This window comes from Mycobacterium sp. (assembly GCF_049683935.1).
In the GTDB taxonomy this organism is placed as follows: Bacteria; Actinomycetota; Actinomycetes; order Mycobacteriales; family Mycobacteriaceae; genus Mycobacterium.
In genome coordinates, this window is sequence record NZ_JBAUJR010000257.1 from 1 (window position 1) to 24,615 (window position 24,615).

Genomic DNA, 24,615 nt, shown 5'->3' on the forward strand with positions numbered 1-24,615 from the left:
GTGAGGTGTACCGCACCGACACCGTGACCGCTCCGCCGCCACGCGCCGACGGACCGATCCGCATCACCGCGAGCTCCAACAGGCCTCCCGCGGTGCTGTGGTGGCTGCGTGATCACCTCGACATCCAACTGGTCCGGATCGGATCGGCGGGAGCCAAGGCGATGGCCGTGGTCCGCGGCGACGTCGACGCCTACGTGCATGCGGGGGGCCAGTGGGAGTGGGATTCGGCCGCGCCGGCCGGGGTGCTGTGGGCCGCCGGGATGCACGCGTCGCGGATCGACGGCTCGCCGCTGATCTACAACCGCCGCGATCCCTACCTGCCGGATCTGCTGATGTGTCGGCCGGAGCTGGCGGGGGTGTTGCTGGACACGATGCTGTCGGCCCGCCGGCGATGACCGGGAATGAAACGGCCGTCGGTGTTGTCCCAGACGACGATGTCTAAGGTCGTATCTATGCAATCGTGGTCGGCGCCGAGTGTTCCGGTGCTGCCTGGCCGAGGTCCGCAGTTGCGGCTCTACGACAGCGCGGACCGCCAGGTGCGCCCGGTCAGCCCAGGTGACACCGCCGCCATGTACGTCTGCGGCATCACCCCGTACGACGCCACCCACCTCGGCCACGCCGCCACCTACCTGACGTTCGACCTCGTCTACCGGCTGTGGCTCGACGCCGGTCTGGACGTGCACTACGTGCAGAACATCACCGACGTCGACGATCCGTTGTTCGAGCGCGCGCTGCGCGACGGCATCGGCTGGCGCGAGCTCGCCGACCGGGAGACCGACCTGTTCCGCGAGGACATGGCGGCATTGCGGGTGCTGCCACCGCACGATTACGTGGCCGCCACCGAGGCGGTGGCCGAGGTGATCGAGGTCGTCGAGAAACTGCTGGCCTCAGGGGCCGCCTACACCGTCGACGATGCGCAGTACCCCGACGTGTACTTCCACGCCGGCGCAACGGTCCAGTTCGGCTACGAATCGGGTTACGACCGCGACACGATGCTGACCCTGTTCGCCGAACGCGGGGGAGACCCCGAGCGGGCCGGCAAGAGCGACCCCCTCGACGCTCTGCTGTGGCGTGCGGAGCGACCGGATGAACCCAGCTGGCCGTCGCCGTTCGGGCCGGGCCGGCCCGGCTGGCACGTCGAGTGCGCGGCGATCGCGCTGAGCCGCATCGGTACCGACCTCGACATCCAGGGCGGTGGCAGTGATCTGATCTTCCCGCACCACGAGTTCTCCGCCGCGCACGCCGAATCCGTCACCGGCGAGCGCCGTTTCGCGCGTCACTACGTGCACGCAGGCATGATCGGCTGGGACGGGCACAAGATGTCCAAGAGTCGCGGCAACCTGGTTCTCGTGTCGGGGCTGCGCCGGGAGGGCGTCGATGCCTCCGTCATCCGGCTCGGTCTGTTCGCCGGGCACTATCGTGATGACCGGTTCTGGAGCCAGGCGGTGCTCGAGGAGGCGCAGGGCCGGCTGCACCGGTGGCGCAGTGCGACGACCCTGGCCCAGGCGCCGGACGCCGCCGACGTCGTGGCCCGTGTTCGCCGCTATCTCGCGGATGACCTGAATACTCCGAAAGCGATTGCTGCTCTTGATGGTTGGGCTGCCGACGCGCTGTCCTACGGCGGTCACGACAGTTCAGCGGGACGAACCGTCGCGACGGCGGTAGACGCGCTGCTCGGCGTTCAGCTGTAAACCACCTGCCGTGGAGTAGGTTTCCGCCCATGGGACCGGTGGCCGGAATGGCAGTTCTGCATGCAAGGGGCGGCGCGGACGTGATCCGCCGTCTGGTCCTCGGACTGGCCGCCCTGGCGCTTCTCGCCGGGTGTACGTCGGCCACCGAGGAAGCGCAGACCTCCGAGACATCCACACCCACCGAGACTCCGGCCGCCGTCGGTCCCGCCGAGGCGCGCGCCATCGCCAAGGAGGCCTACATCTACGGCTTCCCGATGGTCGACAACTACCGGGTGCAGTACGCCTACTTCGTCGACAACCAGGATCCCGAGTACAAGGGCGGCTGGAACGAGATCCACAACACCGCGCGGGTGTACACCCCCGAGGACACCGCCATCCAGACACCCAACTCGGACACGCCCTACTCCGCCGTCGGAGCCGACCTACGCGCCGAACCGCTGGTGCTGACTGTGCCGCCGATCCAGCAGGACCGGTACTACTCGCTGCAGTTCGTCGACGGATACACCTCCAACGTCGCCTACGTCGGCAGCCGCACCACGGGCAACGGTGGCGGGACGTTCCTGCTCGCCGGGCCGAACTGGCAGGGCGAGAAACCTGAAGGCGTCGACGAGGTGATCCGGTCGGACACCGAGCTGGCGTTTGTGCTCTACCGCACCCAACTGTTCGGGCCGTCCGACATCGGTGAGGTCGAGAAGATCCAGGCGGGTTATCAGGTCGCGCCGCTGTCGGTGTTCCTGAACCAGCCGCCGCCCGAACCCGTGCCGGCCATCGACTTCGCACCGCCCCTGACAGCGGATCAGCAGCGTGCATCGCCGCAGTTCTTCGAGGTTCTCGACTTCGTGCTGCGCTTCGCTCCGGTGCTGCCCGGTGAAGAGGGGCTGCGGGAGAGGTTCGCCGGCATCGGCATCGGATCCCAGGAGTCCTTCGACGCCGATGCGCTGAGCCCCGAGATGCGCGCGGCGATCGAAGGCGGGATGGCCGACGCCTGGGCGGAATTCGAGGCGTTCAAGAAGGCCGACATCGACACCGGTCGGGTGACGTCGTCGCAGCTGTTCGGCACCAGGGACGATCTCAACGGCAACTACCTGTACCGGATGGCCGGCGCAGTCCTCGGGATCTATGGCAACACCGCCGCCGAAGCCATCTACCCGAGCTTCGTCAACGACGCCGATGGTTCGCCGCTCACCGGCGCGAACAACTACACATTCCGGTTCCCGTCCGGTGGGTTGCCCCCGGTGAACGCCTTCTGGTCGCTGACGATGTACGAACTGCCGGCGAGTCGTCTGGTCGCCAATCCGATGAGGCGATACCTGATCAACTCGGAGATGCTGCCCAGCCTGGTGCCCGATCCCGACGGCGGGTACACCTTCTTCGTCCAGAACCCGTCACCGGGCATCGACCGGGAGGCCAACTGGCTGCCCGCACCCGAAGGGCCGTTCATGCTCGTCCTGCGGCTGTACTGGCCCAAGCCCGACGCTCTCAACGGCACCTGGACGGCACCACCTCCCGAAAAGGTGTGACCGTGGCAGATTCCGTGCACGCCGACCTGGTGCTCTCGGGCGGCGGCGTCAAAGGTGTCGCGCTTGTCGGCGCCGTCGCATCGCTTGTGCGCGCAGGCTATGTGCCACAACGTGTCTCGGGTACCTCCGCGGGGGCACTGGTGGGTGCCGTCCTGGCTGCCGCCACGCAGAGCGGCGACCTGTCCGCGGCACAGCTGGAATCGCTGGCGATGGACATCGACTACCGGACGTTCCTCGACCCGGGTCCGATCGAACGGGTGCCGGTGCTGGGGCCCGCCTGGGGGGTGCTGACCGGCGGCGGCATCTACCGCGGCGACGCCCTGCGCGACTGGGTTGCGGCGCAACTGGCCGACTTCGGGGTGAGGACGTTCGCCGACCTCGCGATCAGCGATTCCAGCCTGCCGCCCGAGCAGCGGTACCGCCTCGTCGTCACAGTGGCCGACGTCTCCCTGGGCCAGCTGATCCGGCTGCCGTGGGACTACCAGCGGATCTACGGGCTCGATCCCGACGTGCAACTCGTGGCCGACGCCGTCCGCGCGTCGACGGCCATCCCGTTCTTCTACCGTCCCGCGTCGTTGACCAGTGCTGACGGCAGGGTGTTCACGCTGGTGGACGGCGGTCTGCTGTCGAACTTCCCGATCGATTCCCTCGACCGCACAGACGACGAGGATCCGCGCTGGCCGACGTTCGGGGTGACGCTGCTGCCCACGCTCCCGGCCGAGAACGAGCAGGTGATCCCGGCGTTGCGACCGCTGCGCCGGCTGGGTTCGCCGATGCTGCTCGAGCAGGTCGTGACGACCACCCTCGTCGGCCGCGACCAGGCATATCTCAACCAGCCCCGGGTGAGCGCCCGGACCATTCGAATCGACACCAGAGATGTCGGGGTTCTCGACTTCGACCTCTCCGAGCAGGACAAACGATCGCTGTACCAGAGCGGGCAGCGCGCCGGGGAGGACTTCCTGTCGACCTGGGACTGGTCGAGCTACACGAAGCGATTCCGCTGACGCCGACGCAGTTCAGCTGCGGTAACCGGGCCCTCGGTGTCTTCTGTCGGGCGCTACCGCCCTCGGCGCCGCAGGTAGCGCTCGAACTCCGCTGCCAGCGCATCCCCGTCGATCTTGGCCACCGCCTCGTTCATGTCGACCTCGGCGTCGCCGCGTTCCTCCAGGGACTGCACGTATTCGGCGATCTCGTCGTCCTCGGAGGTCATCTCGGTGACCGCCTGCTCCCACTCCTCGGCCTGTGCGGGTAGATCTGCCAGTGGCACCTCTATGTCGAGCACGTCCTCGACGCGCCGCAGCAGCGCGACCGTCGCCTTGGGGCTCGGTGGCTGCGAGACGTAGTGCGGCACCGCCGCCCAGAACGTCACCGCCGGTATCCCGGCCTGCACGCAGGCGTCCTGGAACACGCCGGCGATGCCGGTCGGACCCTCGTACCGGGTTTCCTCCAGCCCGAACGTCTGCGCCGAGTCGGGGGAGTAGGCCGCTCCCGACACCGGTACCGGCCTGGTGTGGGGGGTGTCGGCCAGCAACGCGCCCAGGATCACAACCGTCTGGACGCCCAGCTTGTCCGCTATGGCCAGCAACTCCGCGCAGAAGGTGCGCCATCGCATGTTCGGTTCCACGCCGTGCATCAGCACGATGTCGCGGTCGGCGCCCGGCGGGCGGCAGTGCGAGATCCGCATCGACGGCCAGACCAGTTCGCGGGTCACGCCGTCGACCTGCCGAATCACCGGCCGGTTGACCTGATAGTCGTAGTAGGCCTCGTCATCGATCTCGACGAGTGTCTCGGCCTCCCAGATGGCATCCAGGTGCTCGAGCGCATCGCTGGCCGCGTCACCGGCGTCATTCCAGCCCTCGAACGCCGCGACGATGATCGTGTCGCTGAGATCGGGCAGGTCGGATCGCTTCGGACCGCTGAAATCCGAGGGGGTCACCAGGCCAGCGTAAGCCCTGCGCGGGCCCGATGGCGGGCATCGACTCGCGACCCGATTCGCGGCTGAAGAACCACCCCGATGCGAAGGCCGCCGATCAGGGGGCGAAATACCCTCGGCGGCAATCTGGTTAACTCTGGTGGCTTCGACTTTCCCGACGGGATCCGCGAGTTGCCGGTCGACGGCGCCGCGATCGCCGAGCGGGTTGAGGTCGGGGCGACGAGATGGGTGTCCAGACGTCGATCAGGTGAGGACGTAGACTCGTCGAGGTCGAGAGGCGTTGCAACGGTTCTCCGGCCCCGGCCGGTATCCGCCACGCTCGGCAGAGTTAAGGACGCCTTCCGTAATGGAAGGAGCGCACGTGAACGCCGCTGAACCGGATGTCTCGGCGCCGGCAACCCTGGTGCCGAACATCCGCCCTGACTGCACCGACGAACTGACGGCTGCGTTACGCCAGCGGATCATGGTGATCGACGGAGCCATGGGAACGGCGATCCAGCGGGACCGGCCAGACGAGGCCGGCTACCGCGGTGAGCGCTTCAAGGACTGGCCGAGCGATCTCCAGGGCAACAATGACCTGCTCAACCTGACGCAGCCGCAGATCATCGAGGGAATTCACCGCGAGTACCTCGAGGCGGGCGCCGACATCCTGGAGACCAACACGTTCAACGCGAACGCGGTCTCGCTGTCCGACTACGACATGGCGGCGCTCAGCTACGAGCTGAACTACGCCGGCGCTGCCCTGGCGCGGGCAGCCTGCGACCAGTTCAGCACCCCGGAGAAGCCCCGCTACGTCGCCGGGGCGCTGGGGCCGACGACGCGGACCGCGTCGATCTCGCCGGACGTCAATGACCCCGGAGCCCGCAACGTCAGCTACGACCAACTGGTTGCGGCCTACCTCGAGGCTGCCAACGGCCTGGTCGACGGTGGGTCCGACCTCATCATCATCGAGACGATCTTCGACTCGCTGAACTCGAAGGCGGCGGTGTTCGCCCTCGAGACGCTGTTCGAGGACCGCGGCCGCCGCTGGCCGGTGATCATCTCGGGCACCATCACCGACGCGTCCGGACGGACACTGTCCGGCCAGGTCACCGAGGCGTTCTGGAACGCGATCCGGCACGCGAAGCCGCTCGCGGTCGGCCTGAACTGCGCGCTGGGTGCGCCGGAGATGAGGCCCTACATCGCCGAGGTGGCGCGTATCGCGGACACCTTCGTCTCCTGCTACCCGAACGCCGGCCTGCCCAACGCCTTCGGTGAGTACGACGAGTCCCCGGAAGCCCAGGCCGGCTACATCGCCGAGTTCGCCGAGGCCGGCCTGGTGAACCTGGTCGGTGGGTGCTGCGGGACGACGCCGGAGCACATCGCCGAGATCGCCAGGGTCGTCGACGGCAAGCCGCAGCGACAGCTGCCCGAGATCCCGGTGGCTACCCGGCTCTCGGGCCTGGAGCCCCTCAACATCGGTGACGACTCGCTGTTCGTGAACATCGGTGAGCGCACCAACATCACCGGCTCGGCCCGGTTCCGCAACCTGATCAAGGCCGAGGACTACGACTCCGCCCTGTCGGTCGCCCTGCAGCAGGTCGAGGTCGGTGCGCAGGTCATCGACATCAACATGGACGAGGGCATGATCGACGGCGTCGCCGCGATGGACCGGTTCACCAAGCTGATCGCAGCGGAGCCGGACATCAGTCGGGTGCCGGTGATGATCGACTCCTCCAAGTGGGACGTCATCGAGGCCGGCCTGAAGAACGTGCAGGGCAAGCCGATCGTGAACTCGATCTCCATGAAGGAGGGCGAGGAGAAGTTCATCCGCGAGGCACGGCTGTGCCGCAAGTACGGCGCCGCCGTCGTCGTGATGGCCTTCGACGAGCAGGGCCAGGCCGACAACCTGGAGCGCCGCAAGGAGATCTGCGGGCGCGCCTACCGGATCCTGACCGAAGAGGTCGGGTTCCCGCCCGAGGACATCATCTTCGACCCGAACTGCTTCGCGCTGGCCACCGGTATCGAGGAACACGCGACGTACGGGATCGACTTCATCGAGGCGTGCGCCTGGATCAAGGAGAACCTGCCCGGAGTGCACATCTCCGGCGGCATCTCGAACGTGTCGTTCTCCTTCCGGGGCAACAACCCCGTCCGCGAGGCGATCCACGCAGTGTTCCTGTTCCACGCCATCAAGGCCGGTCTGGACATGGGCATCGTCAACGCGGGCGCCCTGGTGCCCTACGACTCGATCGAGCCCGAGTTGCGGGACCGGATCGAGGATGTCGTGCTCAACCGCCGCGAGGACGCGGCCGAACGGCTCCTGGAGATCGCCGAGCGGTACAACAAGTCGGAAAAGGCAGACGATCCGAAAGCGGCGGAGTGGCGCAGCCTGCCGGTCCGCGAGCGCATCACCCACGCCCTGGTCAAGGGCATCGACGCCGACGTCGACGCCGACACCGAGGAATTGCGGGCCGAGATCGCCGCCGCCGGTGGTCGCCCGATCGAGGTGATCGAGGGACCGCTGATGGACGGCATGAACGTCGTCGGTGACCTCTTCGGCGCGGGCAAGATGTTCCTTCCGCAGGTCGTGAAGTCGGCCCGGGTGATGAAGAAGGCCGTGGCGTACCTGCTGCCGTTCATCGAGGAGGAGAAGGTCACCTCCGGAGCCGCGGCGTCGAAGGACACCAACGGAACGATCATCATGGCGACCGTCAAAGGCGACGTCCACGACATCGGCAAGAACATCGTCGGGGTCGTCCTGCAGTGCAACAACTACGAGGTGATCGACCTCGGTGTGATGGTTCCCGCTCAGAAGATCCTGGATGCGGCCAAGGAGCACAACGCCGACATCATCGGGCTGTCCGGCCTGATCACCCCGTCGCTGGACGAGATGGTCAACTTCGCTGTCGAGATGGAGCGTCAGGGTCTCGAGATCCCGCTGCTGATCGGCGGTGCGACCACCTCGCGTGCGCACACGGCGGTGAAGGTGGCGCCGCGTCGCAGCGGTCCGGTGGTCTGGGTCAAGGATGCGTCCCGCTCGGTGCCGGTCGCCGCGGCACTGCTCGACGACAAGCAGCGTCCGGCCCTGCTCGAGGCCACCGAGACCGACTATGCGGCCCTGCGTGAACGGCACGCCCAGAAGAGCGAGCGGCCGATGCTGACGCTGGAGAAGGCCCGGGCGAACCGCACGCCGATCGAGTGGGACGACTACACGCCGCCGGTGCCCGCGCAAGGCCTCGGAGTGCGTGAATTTCTCGACTACGACGTGGCCGAACTGCGCGAATACATCGACTGGCAGCCGTTTTTCAACGCCTGGGAGATGAAGGGCAAGTTCCCCGACATCCTCAACAACCCGGTTTCGGGCGAGACGGCCCGCAAGCTGTACGACGATGCTCAGGAGATGCTCGACACCCTGATCAAGGAGAAGTGGCTCACTGCCAACGGGGTGATCGGTTTCTTCCCGGCGAACGCCGTCGGTGACGACTTCGAGGTCTACACCGACGAGACCCGTACCGAGGTGCTGACGACGTTGCACAACCTGCGGCAGCAGGGCGAGCACCGGGCAGGCATCCCGAACCGGTCGCTGGGCGATTTCATCGCCCCCAAGGAAACGGGCCTCCGGGATTACGTCGGGGCATTCGCCGTCACCACGGGTCTGGGCGGCGGAGCCAAGATCGAGGAATTCAAGGCAGCCAACGACGACTACAACGCCATCCTGCTGGAGTCGCTCGCCGACCGACTGGCAGAGGCGTTCGCCGAACGGATGCACCAACGAGTCCGCAAGGAGTTCTGGGGATTTCAGCCCGACGAGCAACTGGACAACGAGGCGCTCATCGGTGAGAAGTACGTCGGAATCCGGCCGGCACCGGGCTACCCGGCCTGCCCCGAGCACACCGAGAAGGCGACGCTCTGGGAGTTGATGGACGTCCAGGAGCGGACCGGCATCGAGCTGACCGAGTCGATGGCGATGTGGCCCGGAGCTGCGGTCAGCGGCTGGTACTTCTCGCATCCGCAGTCGCAGTACTTCGTGGTCGGCCGGATCGCTCAGGACCAGGTCGCCGACTACGCGAAGCGCAAGGGCTGGACGCTGAAGGAGGCCGAACGCTGGCTGGCCCCCAACCTCGGCTACAACCCGGAGGACTGAGTCCTCGGCCACGTGCCTCACCGCGGGTCAGCCGCGAAAGTACGGTTTATGACGGATTTCGGCCGATTTCCGTCATAAACCGTACTCTCGGCGTTCGAAATCGCTAGCTCGATAGCGTGCGCCACACCCGCGCGGGGGTCATCGGCAGGTCGCGCACCCGGGCGCCGCAGGCCCGCGCGATCGCGTTCGCCAGCGCGGGTGCCACCGGGTTGTAGGGCGATTCGCTCATGGATTTTGCACCCAGCGGACCGAACTGGTCATAGGTGTCGGCGAAGAGCACCTCGGTGACCGGCACGTCGGCCAACTGCGGGATGTGATAGTTGCGCAGTGCGTCGGTGAGCACGGTGCCGTCGGGTCCGATCAGGATCTGCTCGTAGAGCGCGGAGCCGATCGCCTGTGCCACACCGCCTTCCACCTGCCCGCGGCACTGCTGAGGGTTGATCACCACACCTGCGTCGGCGGCCTGGATCGACTTCAGGATGCGCACCTCGCCCGTGGCCGGGTTCACCGCGACCCGGAAGCCCTGCACATTGAACGCCACCGAGCGCGGTGTGCCGTCGTGGCGGCCGCGGCCGACCAGTGAGGTGGGCAGATCGGCGAACTCGACCAGCCGGGTGCCGCACTGGACTCCGTGGGGGGTCAGCGCGCAGGTGTGCAGGCTCGCCCCGGCCAACTCGGCGGCGGCGTTCACCATCATCGTCCGCAGCTCTCGGCACGCCGCCATCACCGCCTGACCCGCGACCACGGTCCCCGCCGAGCCGAACGCACCGGTATCGTAACCCGTTGTCTGCGTGTCGGATTGACGGATGATGATCCGGTCGGGCGTGGTGTCCAACTCGGTGGCGGCCAGCTGCGTGTGCACAGTGGTGGTGCCGTTGCCGAACTCCGCGGTGCCGACCGACAGCAGGTACTCCCCGTCGGGGGTGACGGTGACCGAGGCCTCGGCGAAGTGGCCGCGCGGCGGGATCGTCGCGATCATCGCGATGGCCATCCCCTCACCGACGGGCCACCCCTCCGGACCGGCTGAACCGGTGCCGTCGGCGAGCGCCTGCTGCGTCAGGTCGAGGCACTGATCCAGGCCGTAACTACCGAAGGCGAGGTCATCGTCGCCGACGTGGGCGTCGACGAAGTCGTCCCCGGGCACCACCACACTGCGCCGCCGAAGGTCGAACGGGTTCATGTCGAGCCGGTGCGCCAGCTCGTCGATCGCGGACTCGACGGCAAAGATCATCTGGCTCAGCCCGTAGCCCCGGAACGCGCCGGAGGGCAGGTTGTTGGTGTAGACCGCTTGCGCATCAACACGTTTGTTCGCGCACCGGTACACCGACACGGATTCCGCGCAGCCGTGGAACATCACCCCGGTGCTGTGGTTGCCGTACGCCCCGGCGTCGATGAGGACATCCACGGCGAGCGCGGTCAACACCCCGTCGGCGCCGGCGGCTGCGGTGACGTCGATCCGGTACGGGTGGCGGCACGGCGCCATTGTGAACTGATCCGATCGGCTGAACTCGTAGCGCACCGGGCGGCCCAGTCGCAGCACCGCCAGTGTCACGATGTCCTCGGTGAGCATCTCCTGTTTGCCGCCGAAGCCGCCGCCGACCCGACGGGTGAACACCCGCACATCGTCTGGCTCGAGACCGAACACGTGGCAGAGCTCGTCGCGGATCAAGAACGGCACCTGCGAACTCGTCCGCAGCACCAACCGGCCGTCCTCATCCCGCCATCCGGTGCAGCCGTGGGTCTCCAGGTGTGCGTGCTGGACACGCTGGGTGGTGAACCGCTCCCGCACCACCGCGCCGCCGGCAGCCACCGCCGCACTGATACCTGTCTCGATGTCTCCGACACCGCCGTGCACCTCGGCGACGAGGTTTCGGTACGCATCGGCGATCCGCGTGTCCGCACCCTTCTCGCCGTGCAGCAGAGGCGCATCCGACAACAGAGCGGCCTCGGGATCGAACACCGCCGGCAGCTCCTGGTACGTGACAGAGATTGCCCGGCAGGCCTTTTCGGCGATGGCCACCGAGTCGGCGACGACGGCGGCCACCCGTTGCCCCCGGAAGCGCACCGTAGCGTCGAGCACCACCGTGTCGTCGGGATCGTCGTGGCGGTTCTCGTGGCGGGCGGTGGAGAACGGAACACCGGGACTGTCACGGTGTGTCAGCACGAGGTGCACCCCGTCGATCTCCTCGGCCGCGGTGGTGTCGATGGCGACGATCCGGGCATGGGCGAGTGGGCTGGTCAGCACCGCCAGATGCAACAGCCCGGGCGGGGCGAAGTCCATGGTGTACTGCTCGGTCCCCGTCACCACTCGCGTCCCGGCCGGGGCTCCGATGGAGCAGCCGATCCCGCCGGACTTCTCGATGTTGATCTCGCCGTCGAGGGCGTCGGTGATCGCGCGGTATCCGGTGCAGCGACAGAGGTTTCCCTTCAGCGCCTGGGGGAGGTCGGCGAGCTGCTGCCCGGACAGCGACGAGGCCGTCGTGATCATGCCCGCCGTGCAGAACCCGCATTGGAAGCCGCCGGCCTCGACGAATCGGCGCTGCAGCGGATGCAGGTCGGTGGGCGTGCCCAGTCCCGCGACGGTGGTGACCTCGTGTCCCTCGGCGCGGAACGCCGGGTACACACACGAGTGCACCGCGCGGCCGTCGATCAGCACCGAACACGCCCCGCAGTCGCCGGAGTCACAACCCTTCTTGACCTCAAAATGCCCGTGCTCTCGCAGGTAGCTGCGCAGGCACTGGCCTGCGCGCGGAACTGCCTGTGTCTCTTCGCCGTTCACGCGGATATTCACGCCAGTTCCTCACAGATCTGCTCGGCCAGCACCAACGTCACCGCGCGCCGCCAGTCGGGATCACCGTGCGCATCCCGGGTCCAGGAATCCTCTGAGATGGAGGCATGCGCGGCCGCGAGCTCCACCGCGCTGGGGACAGTCGGGAAGGTGAACACGTACGGACGCACTGTTGCCGCGGTCACCGACAGCACGACTCGCCCGCCGTCGACAGGGGTGTCGCGTCTGCCGATGACAACCACGCCGGAGCGGCCCAGCGGCGACGGCGCGAGCTTGCGATACCCCGTGCGTGAACGCAGGGCGGCGGCGGGTAAGGACACCGACCGAAGCACCTCGCCCGCGCCGAGAGCGTTGCTCGCCGAACCGGTGACGAACTCCGTGATGGGCAGCCGATAGTCGCTGCCATCGGCGCGCCAGATCGTCAGCTCCGCGTCGAGTGCCGTGGCGAGCGAGATCATCGACCCTGCCGGGAAGCACAGGCAGATGTTGCCGCCGACAGTGGCCGTCGCCCAGATCTTGAACGACGCCAGCAGGGCGGTGCAGCACTGATGCAACAGCGGTGCCGCCGACCACTCGGGACGGTCGTCTGCCAGCTGAGACGACAGCTCGGACACCTCGGCCAGCGTGCAGGTCGCGGACAGCTCGATCCCGTTGTCGGTCAGGGTGATCGGCGGCCAGCCCAGCGCGGTGATGTCGACGAGCCGGCGGATGTGTGGTTGCGGTTCGGAGAACAGCCAGGTTCCGCCCGCCAGGATGGCATCCCCGGGTTCCAGCGGCCACACCGCGTCGCGGCGGGTCGGGATGCTGGTCGTCTCGACGGTGTTGAGATCCATGGCGGTTCAGCTGACCGGAGTCACTGGTCCACCCATGATGTTGCCGACGATACCGCGAATGATGTTGGTGCCGTCCTCGTTGCGCAACTCGTCATACCATTCGTCGGTCTTCTCGGGGTCCTTGGCATGGGTGACGTCGCAGCGCTTGCGGGCCCGAAGGACCAGGTCCGCTGCGCGTTCGGCGCGCGCCTGCTGATAGGCGGTCAGTGCCGCGTGCGCGTCCTCGGGGTGATCCTTGAACGCCCACTGCAGCGCTACCGCATCCTCCATCGCCGAGCAGCCGCCCTGTCCGATGTCGGGGGTGGTGTTGTGGGCGGCGTCGCCGAGTACGGCGACGCGGCCCCTGACCCACGTGTAAAACGGATCCAGGTCGAGGATCTCGACGCGGTTGGTGCTCATCGGGTCCAATCTGTCGATCAGCGCCTGCACCCCGGGCGCCCAGCCTGCGAAGTGCGTACGCAGAACCTCACGCGCGCTGCCCTTCTCGTAGCTCAGACCTTCTTCTTCGACCACATCGAAGAAGAAGTAGAAGCGTCCGCCGGCCACGGGCATCACCGAGACCCGCTTACCGTCACCGACGTAGGTGGTCCACTCGGTGGCCGGGCCGATGGTGTCGTCGGTCTCGACGAGACCGTTGAAGTTCACATATCCGGCGTAACGCCTCGTCACCGGCGCACCGAGCACGTACTCGCGGGTCTGGGAGCCGGCACCGTCGGCGCCGATGATGAAGTCCGCGGTCGCAGTGGTGCCGTCGGCGAACGTCGCTGTCGCCGCGTCCGGTCCGTCGGCCACGCTGACCATCCGGTGGCCGAAGTGGATCTTGTCGAGCCCATATGCCTCCATCAGCATCATCTGCAACTCGGCGCGGGCGATGGGGTAGGGGCGTTGTCCGACTTCGTCGATCAACGGTTGCATCGAGAACCGGCACATGGTGTCGCCGGTGTGCCCGTCGAGGTAGCTCATCGTCTCGACGATCCCGCCGAGCTTCGCCGTCTGTTCTTCCAGACCCAGGTAGTTGAGGCACTTGACGCCGTTGGACCATACCGAGATGGCGGCGCCCACCGGCTTGTTCTCGGTCACGCGTTCGTAGACCGCGGTGTCGATCCCGATCTGCCGCAGCGCGATCGCCGCGCTCATGCCGCCCATGCCGGCGCCGATGATGATCGCTTTCACGTGTGGACTCCCCTCGTCAACTGCCGCGGTAGGTGGAATAGGCGAACGGCGACAGCAGCAGCGGCACATGGAAGTGCGTGTCCACGCCGGTGACATCGAAGGCGATCACCACTTCGGGGTAGAAAGCGTCGACTTTCTTGGTGGCGAAGTAACTTCCGGTATCGAAGTGCAGACGGTACGTGCCGGCGGCCAGATCGTCGGACAGCGTCTTCACGCGGCCGTCGTCGTCGGTCTGCGCGGCAGCCATCGACCCGCCGGCAGTGTCGGTCAGCGTGACGGTGACGCCTACGGCGGGGGTGCCCGTCACGGCGTCGAGAACATGGGTGCTCAGGGTGTTCATACCGTCTCCTTCGACAGCAGGCGGGACAGTCGCAGCCGATTGATCTTGGCCAGCTCCGAGCGCATCACCCGGCGTTCGGTGTCGGGATCGTTGTCGAGCCGGTCGTTGAGGATCGCGAGCAGTTCCTCGGCCGTCCGACCGCTGGCGCACACCAGGTAGACGTACCCGAAGGTGTCCTCGTAGCACCGGTTCTTCTCCGCGAGTTCGGCTTTCACCGCATCGGCGGCGTCGGCGACTCGCGCCTGCTCATGTGCCGAGGACGCACTGTGGGCCGACGACACCGAGGCCCCGATCCGCGGATGACCGTCGAGGGCGGCGTCGACCTCGGCATCGGGTAGCTCTGCGAGCACCCGGTCGGCGCGGTCGAGCAGTGCGTCATCGTCGCGGAACGGACCGCCGGCGAGCACCCGGCGAGCCCAGATCGGCGACGAGCACACATCGAACAGCAGGTGCATCCGCTGCCGCTCGGAGAGGCGGTTGAAACCTTCGATGCCCAAGGGTCCGTTCGCGGCCATCTACTGGAGTTCGTTGAGGCGGCTGAACCGCGCGGCGGCGATCGGGTTCGCGTCGGCCACCAGATCGGTGAACCGGTAGTTGGCGATCTTGGCGACCTCGATCAACGCGAACGCCTTTTCGGCGCCGGGGGAGTTGTCCATACGTGACCATCCGTTCTTGAGCACCCGGTCGAAGTGCTCGGTCTCCCGTGCGCAGATGACCAGCGGGAAGCCGAAGTGCTCACGGTACGCGCCGGCCAACTGCACGACGTCGTTGTGGTCGTCCTCGTCGAGATTGGACAGGGCGACGTGGTCGACTGCGAGCGCGGTTCCGGTCTCGTCCTCGGCGCCGAGATCGTGGAATGCGTTGAGCAACTCGGCTTGTTGATCGGAGGATCCTGTCAGCACCGCGTCCTGAAACGCCTCCCGCAGCGATTTGGTGTCGGTGAACGGTCGCTGCTCGTAGGCACGCTCGACGGCCCACGGAACGTCCTGCACCACGTGGCCGAAGACCTCGGTGAAGCGGTCCTTGGTCATCGAGTTCACCTGGTCGAGGGTGATGGCGCCGCCACCGGCCACTCGCGGTCCCCGGGAGCCGGTGTGGAAGAACACGATGTTGAGCAGGATCGCGGTGATGGCGCCGGTGCTGATGCCGCTGCCGAAGAGCAGGTCGAGCCCGGACGGCAACGCCGACGAGATCTCCGGGTAGGACGTCACCAACAACGCCAGCGCCAGGCTGGTGGTGACGATGATGACGTTGCGGTGGTCGGTGAAGTCGACCTTGCCCAGGGTCTGGATGCCGACGACGGCCACGGTGGCGAACAGCGTGAGCGCGGCACCGCCCAGCACCGGATTCGGGATCGACGCCACGACCGCAGCCACCTTGGGCAGGAAGCCCAGGACGATCATGAAAACGCCCGCCGCGGCCACCACCCAGCGGCTCTTGACGCCGGTCAGACGTACCAGGCCGACGTTCTCGGAGAACGCGGTGTAAGGGAAGGAGTTGAAGATCCCGCCGATCGTGGTGGCCACTCCGTCGGCGCGGAGCACGTTGCCGATGTCCGAGGGCCTGACCCGCTTGCCGACGATCTCGCCGGTGGCGATCGTGCTGCCGGTCGACTCCACGGCGATGATCAGCATCACGATGATCATCGTCAGGCACGCGACGAAGTCGAGCTTCGGCACGCCGAACGCGAACGGGGGAGTGAACCCGAACATGGAGGCCTCGCCCACCCGGTCGAAGTTCATGTCGCCGAGGACGTAGGCCACCACACAGCCGATCACCAGGCCCAGCAGCACCGCGATGGTGGACATGAAACCCCGGAACAGCCGCTGGATCGCCACGATGACCGCGATCGTGCCCAGGGCGTAGAGCACCCAGCGAAGGTTGGTCGGATCGGGCTCGTGGGTCGCGGGGTTGGTGACGGCGTCCAGCGCGCCGATCGGCACCAGGCACAACCCGATGATCGTGATGAGGGTGCCGGTGACCACGGGGGGGAGGAACCTGAGGATCTTCACGAACGCCGGCGCGATGAGGAAGGTGAAGACACCGGCGACGATCACCGCTCCGTAGACGTAGAGCAGACCGGCCGTGCCGCCACCGTGGGCCATCGCGATCGCGATGATCGGGGCGACCCCGGCGAATGTCACGCCTTGCAGCAGCGGTAACCGGACCCCGACCTTCCAGAAGCCGACGGCCTGGATGATCGACGCGATGCCGCAGGTGAACAGGTCGGCAGTGATGAGCATCACGAGTTCTTCGTCCGACAGCCCGATCGCGCCCGCGATCAGGATCGGCACCAGCACGGCACCCGCGTAGAACGCCACGACGTGCTGGAAGCCGTATGTCGCGAGTTGTGGAATGGGCAGCACCTCGTCGACCGGGTGCACACGCTTGCCCTTTTTTGTCGTGATCGGAGCCGCCATCGTCCAAGAATCCGGCAGAACTCACTTCTTCGCATGTCGAGCGGGTTCGCGCCGCACCACGACCGCGTGCCAGAATGGCCGGGTGCGGGCAGTGTTGTGGGACATGGACGGCACGCTCGTCGACTCCGAGAAGCTGTGGGACGTGTCACTTTCCGCGTTCTACGAGTCGCACGGCGGCGCGATGAGTCGCGAGACCCGGACAGCTCTGGTCGGGGCATCAGCCGAAGAGACGATGGTGATCGCCTTCGCGGAACTGGGCCTGGAGCCCGATCCCGACGCGATGGCGGAGTCGATCGTCAGGCTGCACGACCACACCGCCGAGCTCTTCGACGACGGATTGCCGTGGTGCGACGGAGCCCGCGAGATGCTGGAAGCGCTTGTGGCCGAAGGCACTCCGATGGCTCTGGTGACGAACACCCAGCGTGCCCTGGCAGAGCGCGCCCTCAATAGCATTGGTCGCCACTATTTCTCGGTCTCGGTGTGCGGCGACGAGGTCCGAAACGGCAAGCCTGCCCCCGATCCGTATCTGCGGGCCGCGGAACTACTCGGCTTCGAGCCGGCCGATTGCCTGGCCGTCGAGGACTCGGTGACCGGCACCGCAGCGGCCGAGGGCGCCGGGTGCGCCGTGCTGGTCGTTCCCAACGACGTCCCCGTCCCCGGCGGTTTACGGCGGCGCCATGCCGATTCGCTGGCCGAGCTCGAGGTCGCGGACCTGCGCAGGATCCACGGCGAAATAGACCGGGAGTCTCGGGAACACCTCACCTGACGTATCGGTGCCCCCGCACTTTCGGTTGCTCGGGCGCGGCGGCACAGCGCCGGCTTTCGCCGCAGCCTCACACATCTGCCGCGACCTGAACGAAACCACCCGAGGTCGTCGCGCGAGTGCTTGAATGTGACACGCATCACGCAACGCTGCGAAAGGACGGGTCTCATGGCTGGTCAGGGTCCCCCAGTGGACGACGCCGCTTCGGCGATCACCGATGACGACTTCTCCTCCGGCCGCACTGCGGTCCGCATCGCCGCGGTAGCGGCCCTCGGCGGTCTGCTCTTCGGCTACGACAGCGCGGTGATCAACGGTGCGGTCGACTCGATCCAGGAAGACTTCGGCATCGGAAACGCCGAGCTGGGCTTCGCGGTCGCCTCGGCGCTGCTCGGCGCCGCGGCCGGCGCGATGACCGCGGGCCGGATCGCCGACCGGATCGGCCGCATCGCGGTCATGAAGATCGCCGCGCTGCTCTTCCTGATAAGCGCCTTCGGTACCGGACTCGCGCCCGATGTGGTGTGGGTGGTCGTCTTCCGGATCGTGGGTGGCATCGGTGTCGGTGTCGCGTCGGTGATCGCGCCGGCCTACATCGCCGAAACCTCGCCGCCGCGGATTCGCGGCCGGCTGGGTTCGCTGCAGCAGCTGGCCATCGTGTCCGGCATCTTCCTGTCATTCGTGGTGAACTGGCTGCTCCAATGGACCGCAGGTGGACCCAACGAGCCGCTGTGGCTCGGCCTGGACGCCTGGCGGTGGATGTTCCTGGCGATGGCGGCGCCGGCCGTGCTGTACGGGGCCCTGGCCTTCACGATCCCGGAGTCGCCGCGGTATCTCGTTGCCAGCCATCAGATTCCAGAGGCGCGCCGGGTGCTCAACATGCTGCTCGGCGAGAAGAACCTGGAAATCACGATCACGCGAATCCAGGACACGCTCGAGCGCGAGGACAAGCCGTCCTGGCGGGACTTGAGGAAACCGACCGGTGGCCTCTACGGCATCGTCTGGGTCGGCCTGGGGCTGTCGATCTTCCAGCAGTTCGTCGGCATCAACGTGATCTTCTACTACTCCAACGTGCTGTGGCAGGCGGTCGGTTTCAGTGCCGACGAGTCCGCTATCTACACCGTCATCACGTCGGTGATCAACGTGCTGACCACGTTGATCGCGATCGCACTGATCGACAAGATCGGGCGCAAACCGCTGCTGCTCATCGGATCGTCCGGCATGGCCGTCACGTTGATCACGATGGCGGTGATCTTCGCCAATGCCACCGTGGGTCCCGACGGCAATCCCAGCCTGCCCGGCGCTTCGGGCGTGATCGCCCTGATCGCCGCGAACCTGTTCGTGGTGGCGTTCGGCATGTCGTGGGGTCCGGTGGTCTGGGTGCTGCTCGGAGAGATGTTCCCCAATCGCATCCGTGCCGCCGCGCTGGGACTGGCAGCGGCCGGCCAGTGGGCGGCCAACTGGCTGATCACCGTCACCTTCCCCGGCCTGCGCGAACAACTGGGCCTGGCCTACGGGTTCTACGGGCTGTGCGCGATCCTGTCGGGACTCTTCGTGTGGCGTTGGGTGATGGAGACCAAGGGTGTGTCGCTGGAGGACATGCACGGTGAGGTCCTGCACGGAAAGAAGTCGCCGAACGCAACCTCATGAAACCGCCGTGACTCCGCCCGCGGCGACATGGGACAATCGCGACCCGTGAAGACCTTCGATGCGCTGTTCGCGGAGTTGAGCGAACGGGCGCGCACCCGCCCTGCAGGCAGCGGCACCGTTGCAGCACTCGACGCCGGCGTGCACGGCATCGGCAAGAAGATCCTCGAAGAGGCCGGCGAAGTGTGGCTGGCGGCCGAGCACGAGGGCGACGAGGCGTTGGCCGAGGAGGTCAGCCAGCTGCTGTACTGGACACAGGTGTTGCTGCTCTCCCGCGGGTTGTCGCTCGACGACGTGTACCGGAAGCTGTGAGGATGCTCAGAGTCGCAGTGCCCAACAAGGGCACGCTGAGCGAGTCGGCTGCCGAGATCCTCTCCGAGGCCGGATATCGCCGGCGCACCGACACCAAGGATCTGACCGTCGTCGATCCGGCCAATCAGGTCGAATTCTTCTTCCTGCGTCCCAAGGACATCGCGATCTACGTCGGTTCGGGCCAACTGGACCTCGGCATCACCGGGCGCGATCTGGCTCAGGAATCCGTTGCGCCGGTGCGTGAGCGGCTGGCACTCGGCTTCGGTTCGTCGACGTTCCGCTATGCGGCGCCCGCCGGTCGGCAGTGGCGGGTCGAAGACCTGGAGGGCAAGCGCATCGCCACCGCGTTTCCCAATCTGGTGAGCAAACATCTTGCCGCCCGCGGCATCACGGCGACGGTCATCCGGCTCGACGGCGCCGTGGAGATCTCGGTGCAACTCGGCGTCGCCGATGCCATCGCCGACGTTGTCGGATCCGGTCGCACCCTGGGGCTGCACAACCTGATCGCCTTCGGTGAATCCCTGTGTGATTCCGAGGCGGTGTTGATCGAACGCGACGACTCCGGCGACGGGGACGACCGGGAGGGCGGTGGCGAGAAGGCCGCTGCCCGCGACCAGTTGGCGGCCCGTGTCCAGGGTGTGGTGTTCGGCCAGCAGTACCTGATGCTCGACTACGACTGCCCCCGTTCGCTGCTCGAGCAAGCCACTGCGGTCACACCCGGGCTGGAGTCCCCGACGATCGCGCCGTTGGCCGATCCGGACTGGGTCGCGGTGCGGGCGTTGGTACCCCGGCGGGACGTCAACGCGATCATGGATGAGATAGCGGCGATCGGCGCGAAGGCGATCCTGGCCTCCGATATCAGGTTCTGCCGCTTCTGATCTTGACGCGTAAGTCGGTCACCCGTGTTAGCGTCCGGAGGTCCGTCCACCGCTCGGAGGTCCGATGACACAGGTTCTCGTTCTGCTTCTGGCGCTGATGATCGGTGTGATCGCGGGTCTGCGCGCAATGACCGCGCCCGCTGTGGTTGCCTGGGGCGCGATGCTCGGCTGGATCGATGTCAGCGACAAATGGTCGGAATGGGTCTCGCATCCGATCACCGTCACGGTCCTGACGATCTTCCTGCTCGCCGAACTGGTCACCGATCAGTTGCCCAAGACGCCGAGCCGGAAGGTCCCGCCGCAGTTCATCGCTCGCCTGATCACCGGAGGATTCGCCGGCGCCGTGATCGGTAGCGCGTTCTTCCACACATTCAGCGCCACCGGCGCCGGTGTCATCGGCGCCGTGCTCGGCACGCTGGGTGGTGCTGCACTGCGCAGCAGAGTGGCCGCCGCCAAGGGGGGTAACGACCGACCCGGTGCGTTCGGTGAGGATGCGCTCGCCGTCGGTGGTGGGTTCTTGGTCGCGTTCCTCGTGAGCCTGCTGTAGAACAGCGAGATGGCACAGAAGTCTGAAGGCTCCTCGGGTGCGCAGCGATTCGACGCGATCATCATCGGCGCCGGCCAGGCCGGCCCGCCGCTGGCGGGGCGGTTGACGGCCGCCGGGCAGACAGTTGCGGTGATCGAGCGCAAGCTCGTCGGCGGCACATGCGTGAACTACGGTTGCATCCCGACCAAGACGCTGGTGGCCAGTGCGCATGCGGCACATGTGGCACGGCGCGGTGCCGACTTCGGTATCGGCACAGGCGATGTCACCGTCGACATGGCGAAGGTCAAGGCACGTAGGGACCGCATCAGCAGCGGCGACCGCGAAGGCGTCGAGTCCTGGCTGGAAGGCATGAAGGGGTGCAGCCTGATTCGCGGCCACGCCCGTTTCGAGAGCCCGCACACCATCCGCGTCGACGACCAACTCCTCGAAGCCGATCGGATATTCCTCAACGTCGGCGGGCGCGCCGTGGTGCCGGATATGCCGGGCCTGGCCGACATCGATTACCTGACCAACGTGGGCGTCCTCGGCCTCGACGTCGTCCCCGAACACCTCGTGGTCATCGGTGGCAGCTACATCGCCCTGGAGTTCGCCCAGATGCACCGCCGGTTCGGCGCCCGGGTCACCGTCGTCGAGCGCGGACCGAGGCTGACGGCGAGGGAGGACGAGGACGTCTCCGCCGCCATCAAGGACATTCTCGAGAACGAGGGCATCAACGTGGTGCTCGACGCCGACGCGATCAGCTTCGCCAAGCAGGACAGCGGATTCACCGTCACCCCGCGCGCCGGAGCCGAACCGATCGCCGGCACTCATCTGCTCGTCGCGGTCGGGCGCCAACCCAACACCGACGATCTCGGACTGGAGGCGGCTGGTGTGGAGACCGACGGCCGCGGCCACGTCGTGGTCGACGATGAGCTTCGGACCAGCGTCGACCACATCTGGGCGATGGGCGACTGCAACGGCCGTGGCGCGTTCACCCACACTTCGTACAACGACTTCGAGATCGTCGCGGCCAACCTGCTCGACAACGATCCCCGCAAGGTGAGTGACCGGATCACCACCTACGCGCTCTACATCGATCCTCCGCTGGGCCGGGCCGGAATGACGGCCGAGGAGGTCCGTCGGTCCGGCCGGAAGGCGTTGGTGGGCAAGCGGCCGATGACCCGGGTCGGCCGGGCGGTCGAGAAGGGGGAGACGCAGGGTTTCATGAAGGTGGTGGTCGATGCCGAGACCGAGCAGATCCTCGGGGCGTCGATCCTCGGGGTCGGCGGCGACGAAGTCGTGCAGGACATCCTCGATGTGATGACCGCCAAACTGCCCTACACCGCGATATCGCGCACGATGCACATCCATCCAACCGTCAGCGAACTGGTGCCGACGATGCTGCAGGACCTCAAGCCGCTGCAGTAGCCGCCCGGATCAGTCGCAGTTGCCCGATCTCGGAGATGTTCTTGGTCAGCTCCACGGTCACCCACAGCACGGTGTCGGCGACAGTGTGCTCGGTGTCCGCGCCCCACGGGAACGTGGCGGCCGCCGTCAGATCCCGTTCGCCGATGTCCGCCAACACCTCTCGCCAGTCCACGGCCAGGGCGCGAAGCCGCGCCACCGCGGCCGGGCCATCGCCGGCCCAGACGACCTCGGACCAGTCACGGCCTTTCCGGTCGGTCAGCGCTGCGATCGCCGCGCTCCACCAGTAGTCGATGTGCCAACTCAACCAGGCGATCGTCGGCACCGGGATCGGGTCGGGTTCGGCCTCGGCCCAGTCCGGACGCCACACCCCGGCTTCGTCCTGCCGAACCGTCCAACACAGACTCGCCGGCTCCCAGAGGAAATCCTCGTCGACAAGCTCCGCGAGGTGCAGTTCGGCCAACGACCATGCCAGCTCGAACTGCCGACGCGCCTCGATGATCATGCGCGGCGCTGCACCAACAGGGTCTGCGCGCAGGTGCCGATGAAGCCCTGTCGGTCGAAGATCTCCGCGGTCGTCACCCCGATGCCATCCGGGCCGATCGATCCCCGGGCCTGTAAGCCGAAATCGGCGCCCGTAGGCAACCGGTGCAGATGCACGACGGTGTCGGTGTTCATGAAGACGAACAGTTGCGGATCCAACGCGGCACCGATGCCATTGGCAGAATCGACCACCATCGCAAGCCGTTGCAGAGGCGTTGTCGGATCCGAATCCACGAGCGGTACACGCGGACTCAGCCAGACCTCGGCGGCTGCCCCGCCGGGGTCCGCCTGCTTGCGCCAATCCACCGTCTCCAGATAACCCGGCGCGCCCTCCCAGGCGTGGGCCTTCTCGGTGGCAACCCCTTCGACGAGCGGCGGATACCGGTCGGTGGCGGCGTCCCGGGTGTCGCTGGGTGCCAGCAGCCAGGCGGTGACGCGCGCGACCGGGCGCCGGGTACCGTCGGCGCGATCGGTCACCATCTCGGCGACCATCATCGAAATCCGGCTGCCCGGCCGGTCGACCCAGGCGCGGACCCGCACGGTCGTCACCGGGATGGCGCCGAGGATGTCGAGTGTGAGTCGCCCGATCCGCAGACCCGATCCCGCAGCGAGATTTTCGATCGCCCTGGTGAGCAGCGCCAACGGCGGTGAGCCGTGCTGGATCTCGGGATCCCAGTTGCTGCGGGTGCCGTCGGTGGATTCGAAGACCTCGTACTCACCGCCAGGCTCGTCGGCGCCGTCACCGGCCCCGCGTCGCCGACGGAAGAGACAATCGATCACGCCGCAGGCTCCGCAGCCCGCAGCACCGCATCGGGATCACCGTCGTCGAGCACCTCGGGCCAGCCGGGGTAGGGCGGGGGAGTGCCGCCGAACTCCGGGCAGTGGGCCTGGTGGGCGCACCAGTTGCACAACCGGGACGGGCGTGGCCGGAAATCCCCTGTGACACCGGCAGACTGAATCGCCTGCCAGATCGCCATCAACGTCTTCTCGAAGCGCAACAGCTCGTCGAGGTCGGGTGTGTAGTCGAGCACCTGGCTGTCGGCAAGGTACAGCAGCCGAAGCCGGGCGGGAAGCACGCCCCGCGACCGCAACAGGGCGACCGCATAGAACTTCATCTGGAACATCGCCTTGAACTCGGCCAGCGCCCATGCTTCCGACGGCGCCTTGCCCGTCTTGTAGTCGACCACCCTGAGCTCGCCGGTAGCCGCGACGTCGATGCGGTCGACGAACCCTCGCAGCAGTGTCCCGTCCTCCAGTTCGACCTCGACACGCTGTTCGCAGCTCTGAGGATCGAAGCGGGTGGGATCCTCCAACCGGTAGTAGCCCGACAGCAGGCGGCCGGCCTCTTCGAGGAGTTCGGTCCGCAGCGTCGGATCGATGTCGTCGGCGACCGAGGGCTGCTCGGCGACGATCCGCTCCCAGGCGGGCATGACCAGAGACAGCGCCGTGTCCGGACCACGTTCGGCCGCCGGCAGGGTGTAGAGCTGTTCGAGCGCGGCGTGCACGACCGAGCCGCGAACCTGTGCGGTGGACGACGGCTCCGGCAACCGGTCGATGGCCCGGAACCGGTACAGCAGCGGGCACTGCTTGAAGTCGCTGGCCCGCGACGGGGACAGCGCCGGCCGCCGCACCGGCCGCCCCGTCGCCTCACTCATGACCCAAGCCTATGACCGGGGTGAGACAAACCCCGGGCACCCGGAGCG

Annotated in this window: 21 protein-coding genes; 11 read left to right on the forward strand and 10 right to left on the reverse strand. The window is 67.1% G+C overall.

What is annotated here, in order from left to right; translation table 11 throughout:
* The 4 genes from WA965_RS14815 to WA965_RS14830 all read left to right on the forward strand — a co-directional run.
* Nucleotides 1–395 (forward strand): inositol monophosphatase family protein (locus WA965_RS14815; protein WP_526447698.1); only part of this gene is annotated, 395 nt, incomplete at its 5' end.
* A gap of 57 nt (nucleotides 396–452) precedes the next feature.
* On the forward strand, nucleotides 453–1,691 hold the full coding sequence (mshC, locus tag WA965_RS14820) for a cysteine--1-D-myo-inosityl 2-amino-2-deoxy-alpha-D-glucopyranoside ligase (RefSeq protein WP_526447700.1): 1,239 nt from the start codon (nucleotides 453–455) through the stop codon (nucleotides 1,689–1,691).
* A 47-nt stretch (nucleotides 1,692–1,738) separates the two neighbouring features.
* Nucleotides 1,739–3,211: a DUF1254 domain-containing protein gene (locus WA965_RS14825; protein ID WP_526296067.1), complete on the forward strand. Its 1,473-nt coding sequence runs from the start codon at nucleotides 1,739–1,741 to the stop codon at nucleotides 3,209–3,211.
* Nucleotides 3,212–3,213: 2 nt separating this feature from the next.
* Nucleotides 3,214–4,215 (forward strand): patatin-like phospholipase family protein, encoded by a 1,002-nt coding sequence (locus tag WA965_RS14830; RefSeq protein ID WP_526296068.1) that lies wholly within the window; start codon nucleotides 3,214–3,216, stop codon nucleotides 4,213–4,215.
* Between the two features lie 53 nt (nucleotides 4,216–4,268).
* On the opposite strand, the gene WA965_RS14835 is transcribed toward WA965_RS14830, so the two are convergent.
* Nucleotides 4,269–5,147, reverse strand: a complete 879-nt coding sequence (locus tag WA965_RS14835) for a PAC2 family protein (protein ID WP_526296070.1) — start codon at nucleotides 5,145–5,147, stop codon at nucleotides 4,269–4,271.
* 343 nt (nucleotides 5,148–5,490) lie between these two features.
* On the opposite strand from WA965_RS14835, the gene metH reads away from it, so the two are divergent.
* Nucleotides 5,491–9,270 (forward strand): methionine synthase, encoded by a 3,780-nt coding sequence (metH, locus tag WA965_RS14840; RefSeq protein WP_526296072.1) that lies wholly within the window; start codon nucleotides 5,491–5,493, stop codon nucleotides 9,268–9,270.
* A gap of 103 nt (nucleotides 9,271–9,373) precedes the next feature.
* Here metH and WA965_RS14845 read toward each other — a convergent pair whose 3' ends face one another.
* The 6 genes from WA965_RS14845 to pbuX are packed head-to-tail and all read right to left on the reverse strand — an operon-like array spanning nucleotide 9,374 to nucleotide 16,824.
* On the reverse strand, nucleotides 9,374–12,061 hold the full coding sequence (locus WA965_RS14845; RefSeq protein ID WP_526296074.1) for a molybdopterin-dependent oxidoreductase: 2,688 nt from the start codon (nucleotides 12,059–12,061) through the stop codon (nucleotides 9,374–9,376).
* A complete protein-coding gene (locus WA965_RS14850; RefSeq protein ID WP_526296076.1) occupies nucleotides 12,058–12,891 on the reverse strand; it encodes an FAD binding domain-containing protein in 834 nt (277 codons plus the stop codon). Before WA965_RS14850 ends, WA965_RS14845 begins: the two co-directional genes overlap by 4 nt.
* A 6-nt stretch (nucleotides 12,892–12,897) precedes the next feature.
* On the reverse strand, nucleotides 12,898–14,064 hold the full coding sequence (gene hpxO / locus WA965_RS14855; RefSeq protein ID WP_526296078.1) for an FAD-dependent urate hydroxylase HpxO: 1,167 nt from the start codon (nucleotides 14,062–14,064) through the stop codon (nucleotides 12,898–12,900).
* A 16-nt stretch (nucleotides 14,065–14,080) separates the two neighbouring features.
* Nucleotides 14,081–14,404: a hydroxyisourate hydrolase gene (uraH, locus tag WA965_RS14860; protein WP_526296080.1), complete on the reverse strand. Its 324-nt coding sequence runs from the start codon at nucleotides 14,402–14,404 to the stop codon at nucleotides 14,081–14,083.
* Nucleotides 14,401–14,919: a 2-oxo-4-hydroxy-4-carboxy-5-ureidoimidazoline decarboxylase gene (uraD, locus tag WA965_RS14865; RefSeq protein WP_526296082.1), complete on the reverse strand. Its 519-nt coding sequence runs from the start codon at nucleotides 14,917–14,919 to the stop codon at nucleotides 14,401–14,403. Before uraD ends, uraH begins: the two co-directional genes overlap by 4 nt.
* A complete protein-coding gene (gene pbuX / locus WA965_RS14870) occupies nucleotides 14,920–16,824 on the reverse strand; it encodes a PbuX/PucJ/PucK family nucleobase permease (RefSeq protein WP_526296084.1) in 1,905 nt (634 codons plus the stop codon).
* 82 nt (nucleotides 16,825–16,906) lie between these two features.
* Here pbuX and WA965_RS14875 point away from each other — a divergent pair, with 82 nt between their 5' ends.
* From WA965_RS14875 to WA965_RS14900, 6 genes are all read left to right on the forward strand, one after another.
* On the forward strand, nucleotides 16,907–17,590 hold the full coding sequence (locus tag WA965_RS14875) for an HAD family hydrolase (protein ID WP_526296086.1): 684 nt from the start codon (nucleotides 16,907–16,909) through the stop codon (nucleotides 17,588–17,590).
* A 165-nt stretch (nucleotides 17,591–17,755) separates the two neighbouring features.
* On the forward strand, nucleotides 17,756–19,231 hold the full coding sequence (locus WA965_RS14880) for a sugar porter family MFS transporter (RefSeq protein WP_526296088.1): 1,476 nt from the start codon (nucleotides 17,756–17,758) through the stop codon (nucleotides 19,229–19,231).
* A gap of 27 nt (nucleotides 19,232–19,258) precedes the next feature.
* Complete coding sequence (locus tag WA965_RS14885; protein ID WP_526296090.1) at nucleotides 19,259–19,540, forward strand: phosphoribosyl-ATP diphosphatase; 282 nt, start codon at nucleotides 19,259–19,261, stop codon at nucleotides 19,538–19,540.
* A 2-nt stretch (nucleotides 19,541–19,542) separates the two neighbouring features.
* On the forward strand, nucleotides 19,543–20,418 hold the full coding sequence (gene hisG, locus WA965_RS14890; RefSeq protein ID WP_526296092.1) for an ATP phosphoribosyltransferase: 876 nt from the start codon (nucleotides 19,543–19,545) through the stop codon (nucleotides 20,416–20,418).
* A 64-nt stretch (nucleotides 20,419–20,482) separates the two neighbouring features.
* A complete protein-coding gene (locus WA965_RS14895) occupies nucleotides 20,483–20,965 on the forward strand; it encodes a DUF4126 family protein (RefSeq protein ID WP_526296094.1) in 483 nt (160 codons plus the stop codon).
* Between the two features lie 9 nt (nucleotides 20,966–20,974).
* Nucleotides 20,975–22,372: an FAD-containing oxidoreductase gene (locus WA965_RS14900; RefSeq protein WP_526296096.1), complete on the forward strand. Its 1,398-nt coding sequence runs from the start codon at nucleotides 20,975–20,977 to the stop codon at nucleotides 22,370–22,372.
* On the opposite strand, the gene WA965_RS14905 is transcribed toward WA965_RS14900, so the two are convergent.
* Genes WA965_RS14905 through WA965_RS14915 form a run of 3 tightly spaced genes read right to left on the reverse strand, consistent with a single transcriptional unit; the run spans nucleotide 22,356 to nucleotide 24,567 of the window.
* A complete protein-coding gene (locus WA965_RS14905; RefSeq protein ID WP_526296098.1) occupies nucleotides 22,356–22,874 on the reverse strand; it encodes a DinB family protein in 519 nt (172 codons plus the stop codon). The genes WA965_RS14900 and WA965_RS14905 overlap by 17 nt on opposite strands.
* Nucleotides 22,871–23,692: an acyl-CoA thioesterase domain-containing protein gene (locus WA965_RS14910; RefSeq protein ID WP_526296100.1), complete on the reverse strand. Its 822-nt coding sequence runs from the start codon at nucleotides 23,690–23,692 to the stop codon at nucleotides 22,871–22,873. The genes WA965_RS14905 and WA965_RS14910 overlap by 4 nt, the downstream gene beginning before the upstream one ends.
* Nucleotides 23,689–24,567, reverse strand: a complete 879-nt coding sequence (locus tag WA965_RS14915; RefSeq protein WP_526296102.1) for a RecB family exonuclease — start codon at nucleotides 24,565–24,567, stop codon at nucleotides 23,689–23,691. Before WA965_RS14915 ends, WA965_RS14910 begins: the two co-directional genes overlap by 4 nt.
* Nucleotides 24,568–24,615: the final 48 nt, after the last annotated feature.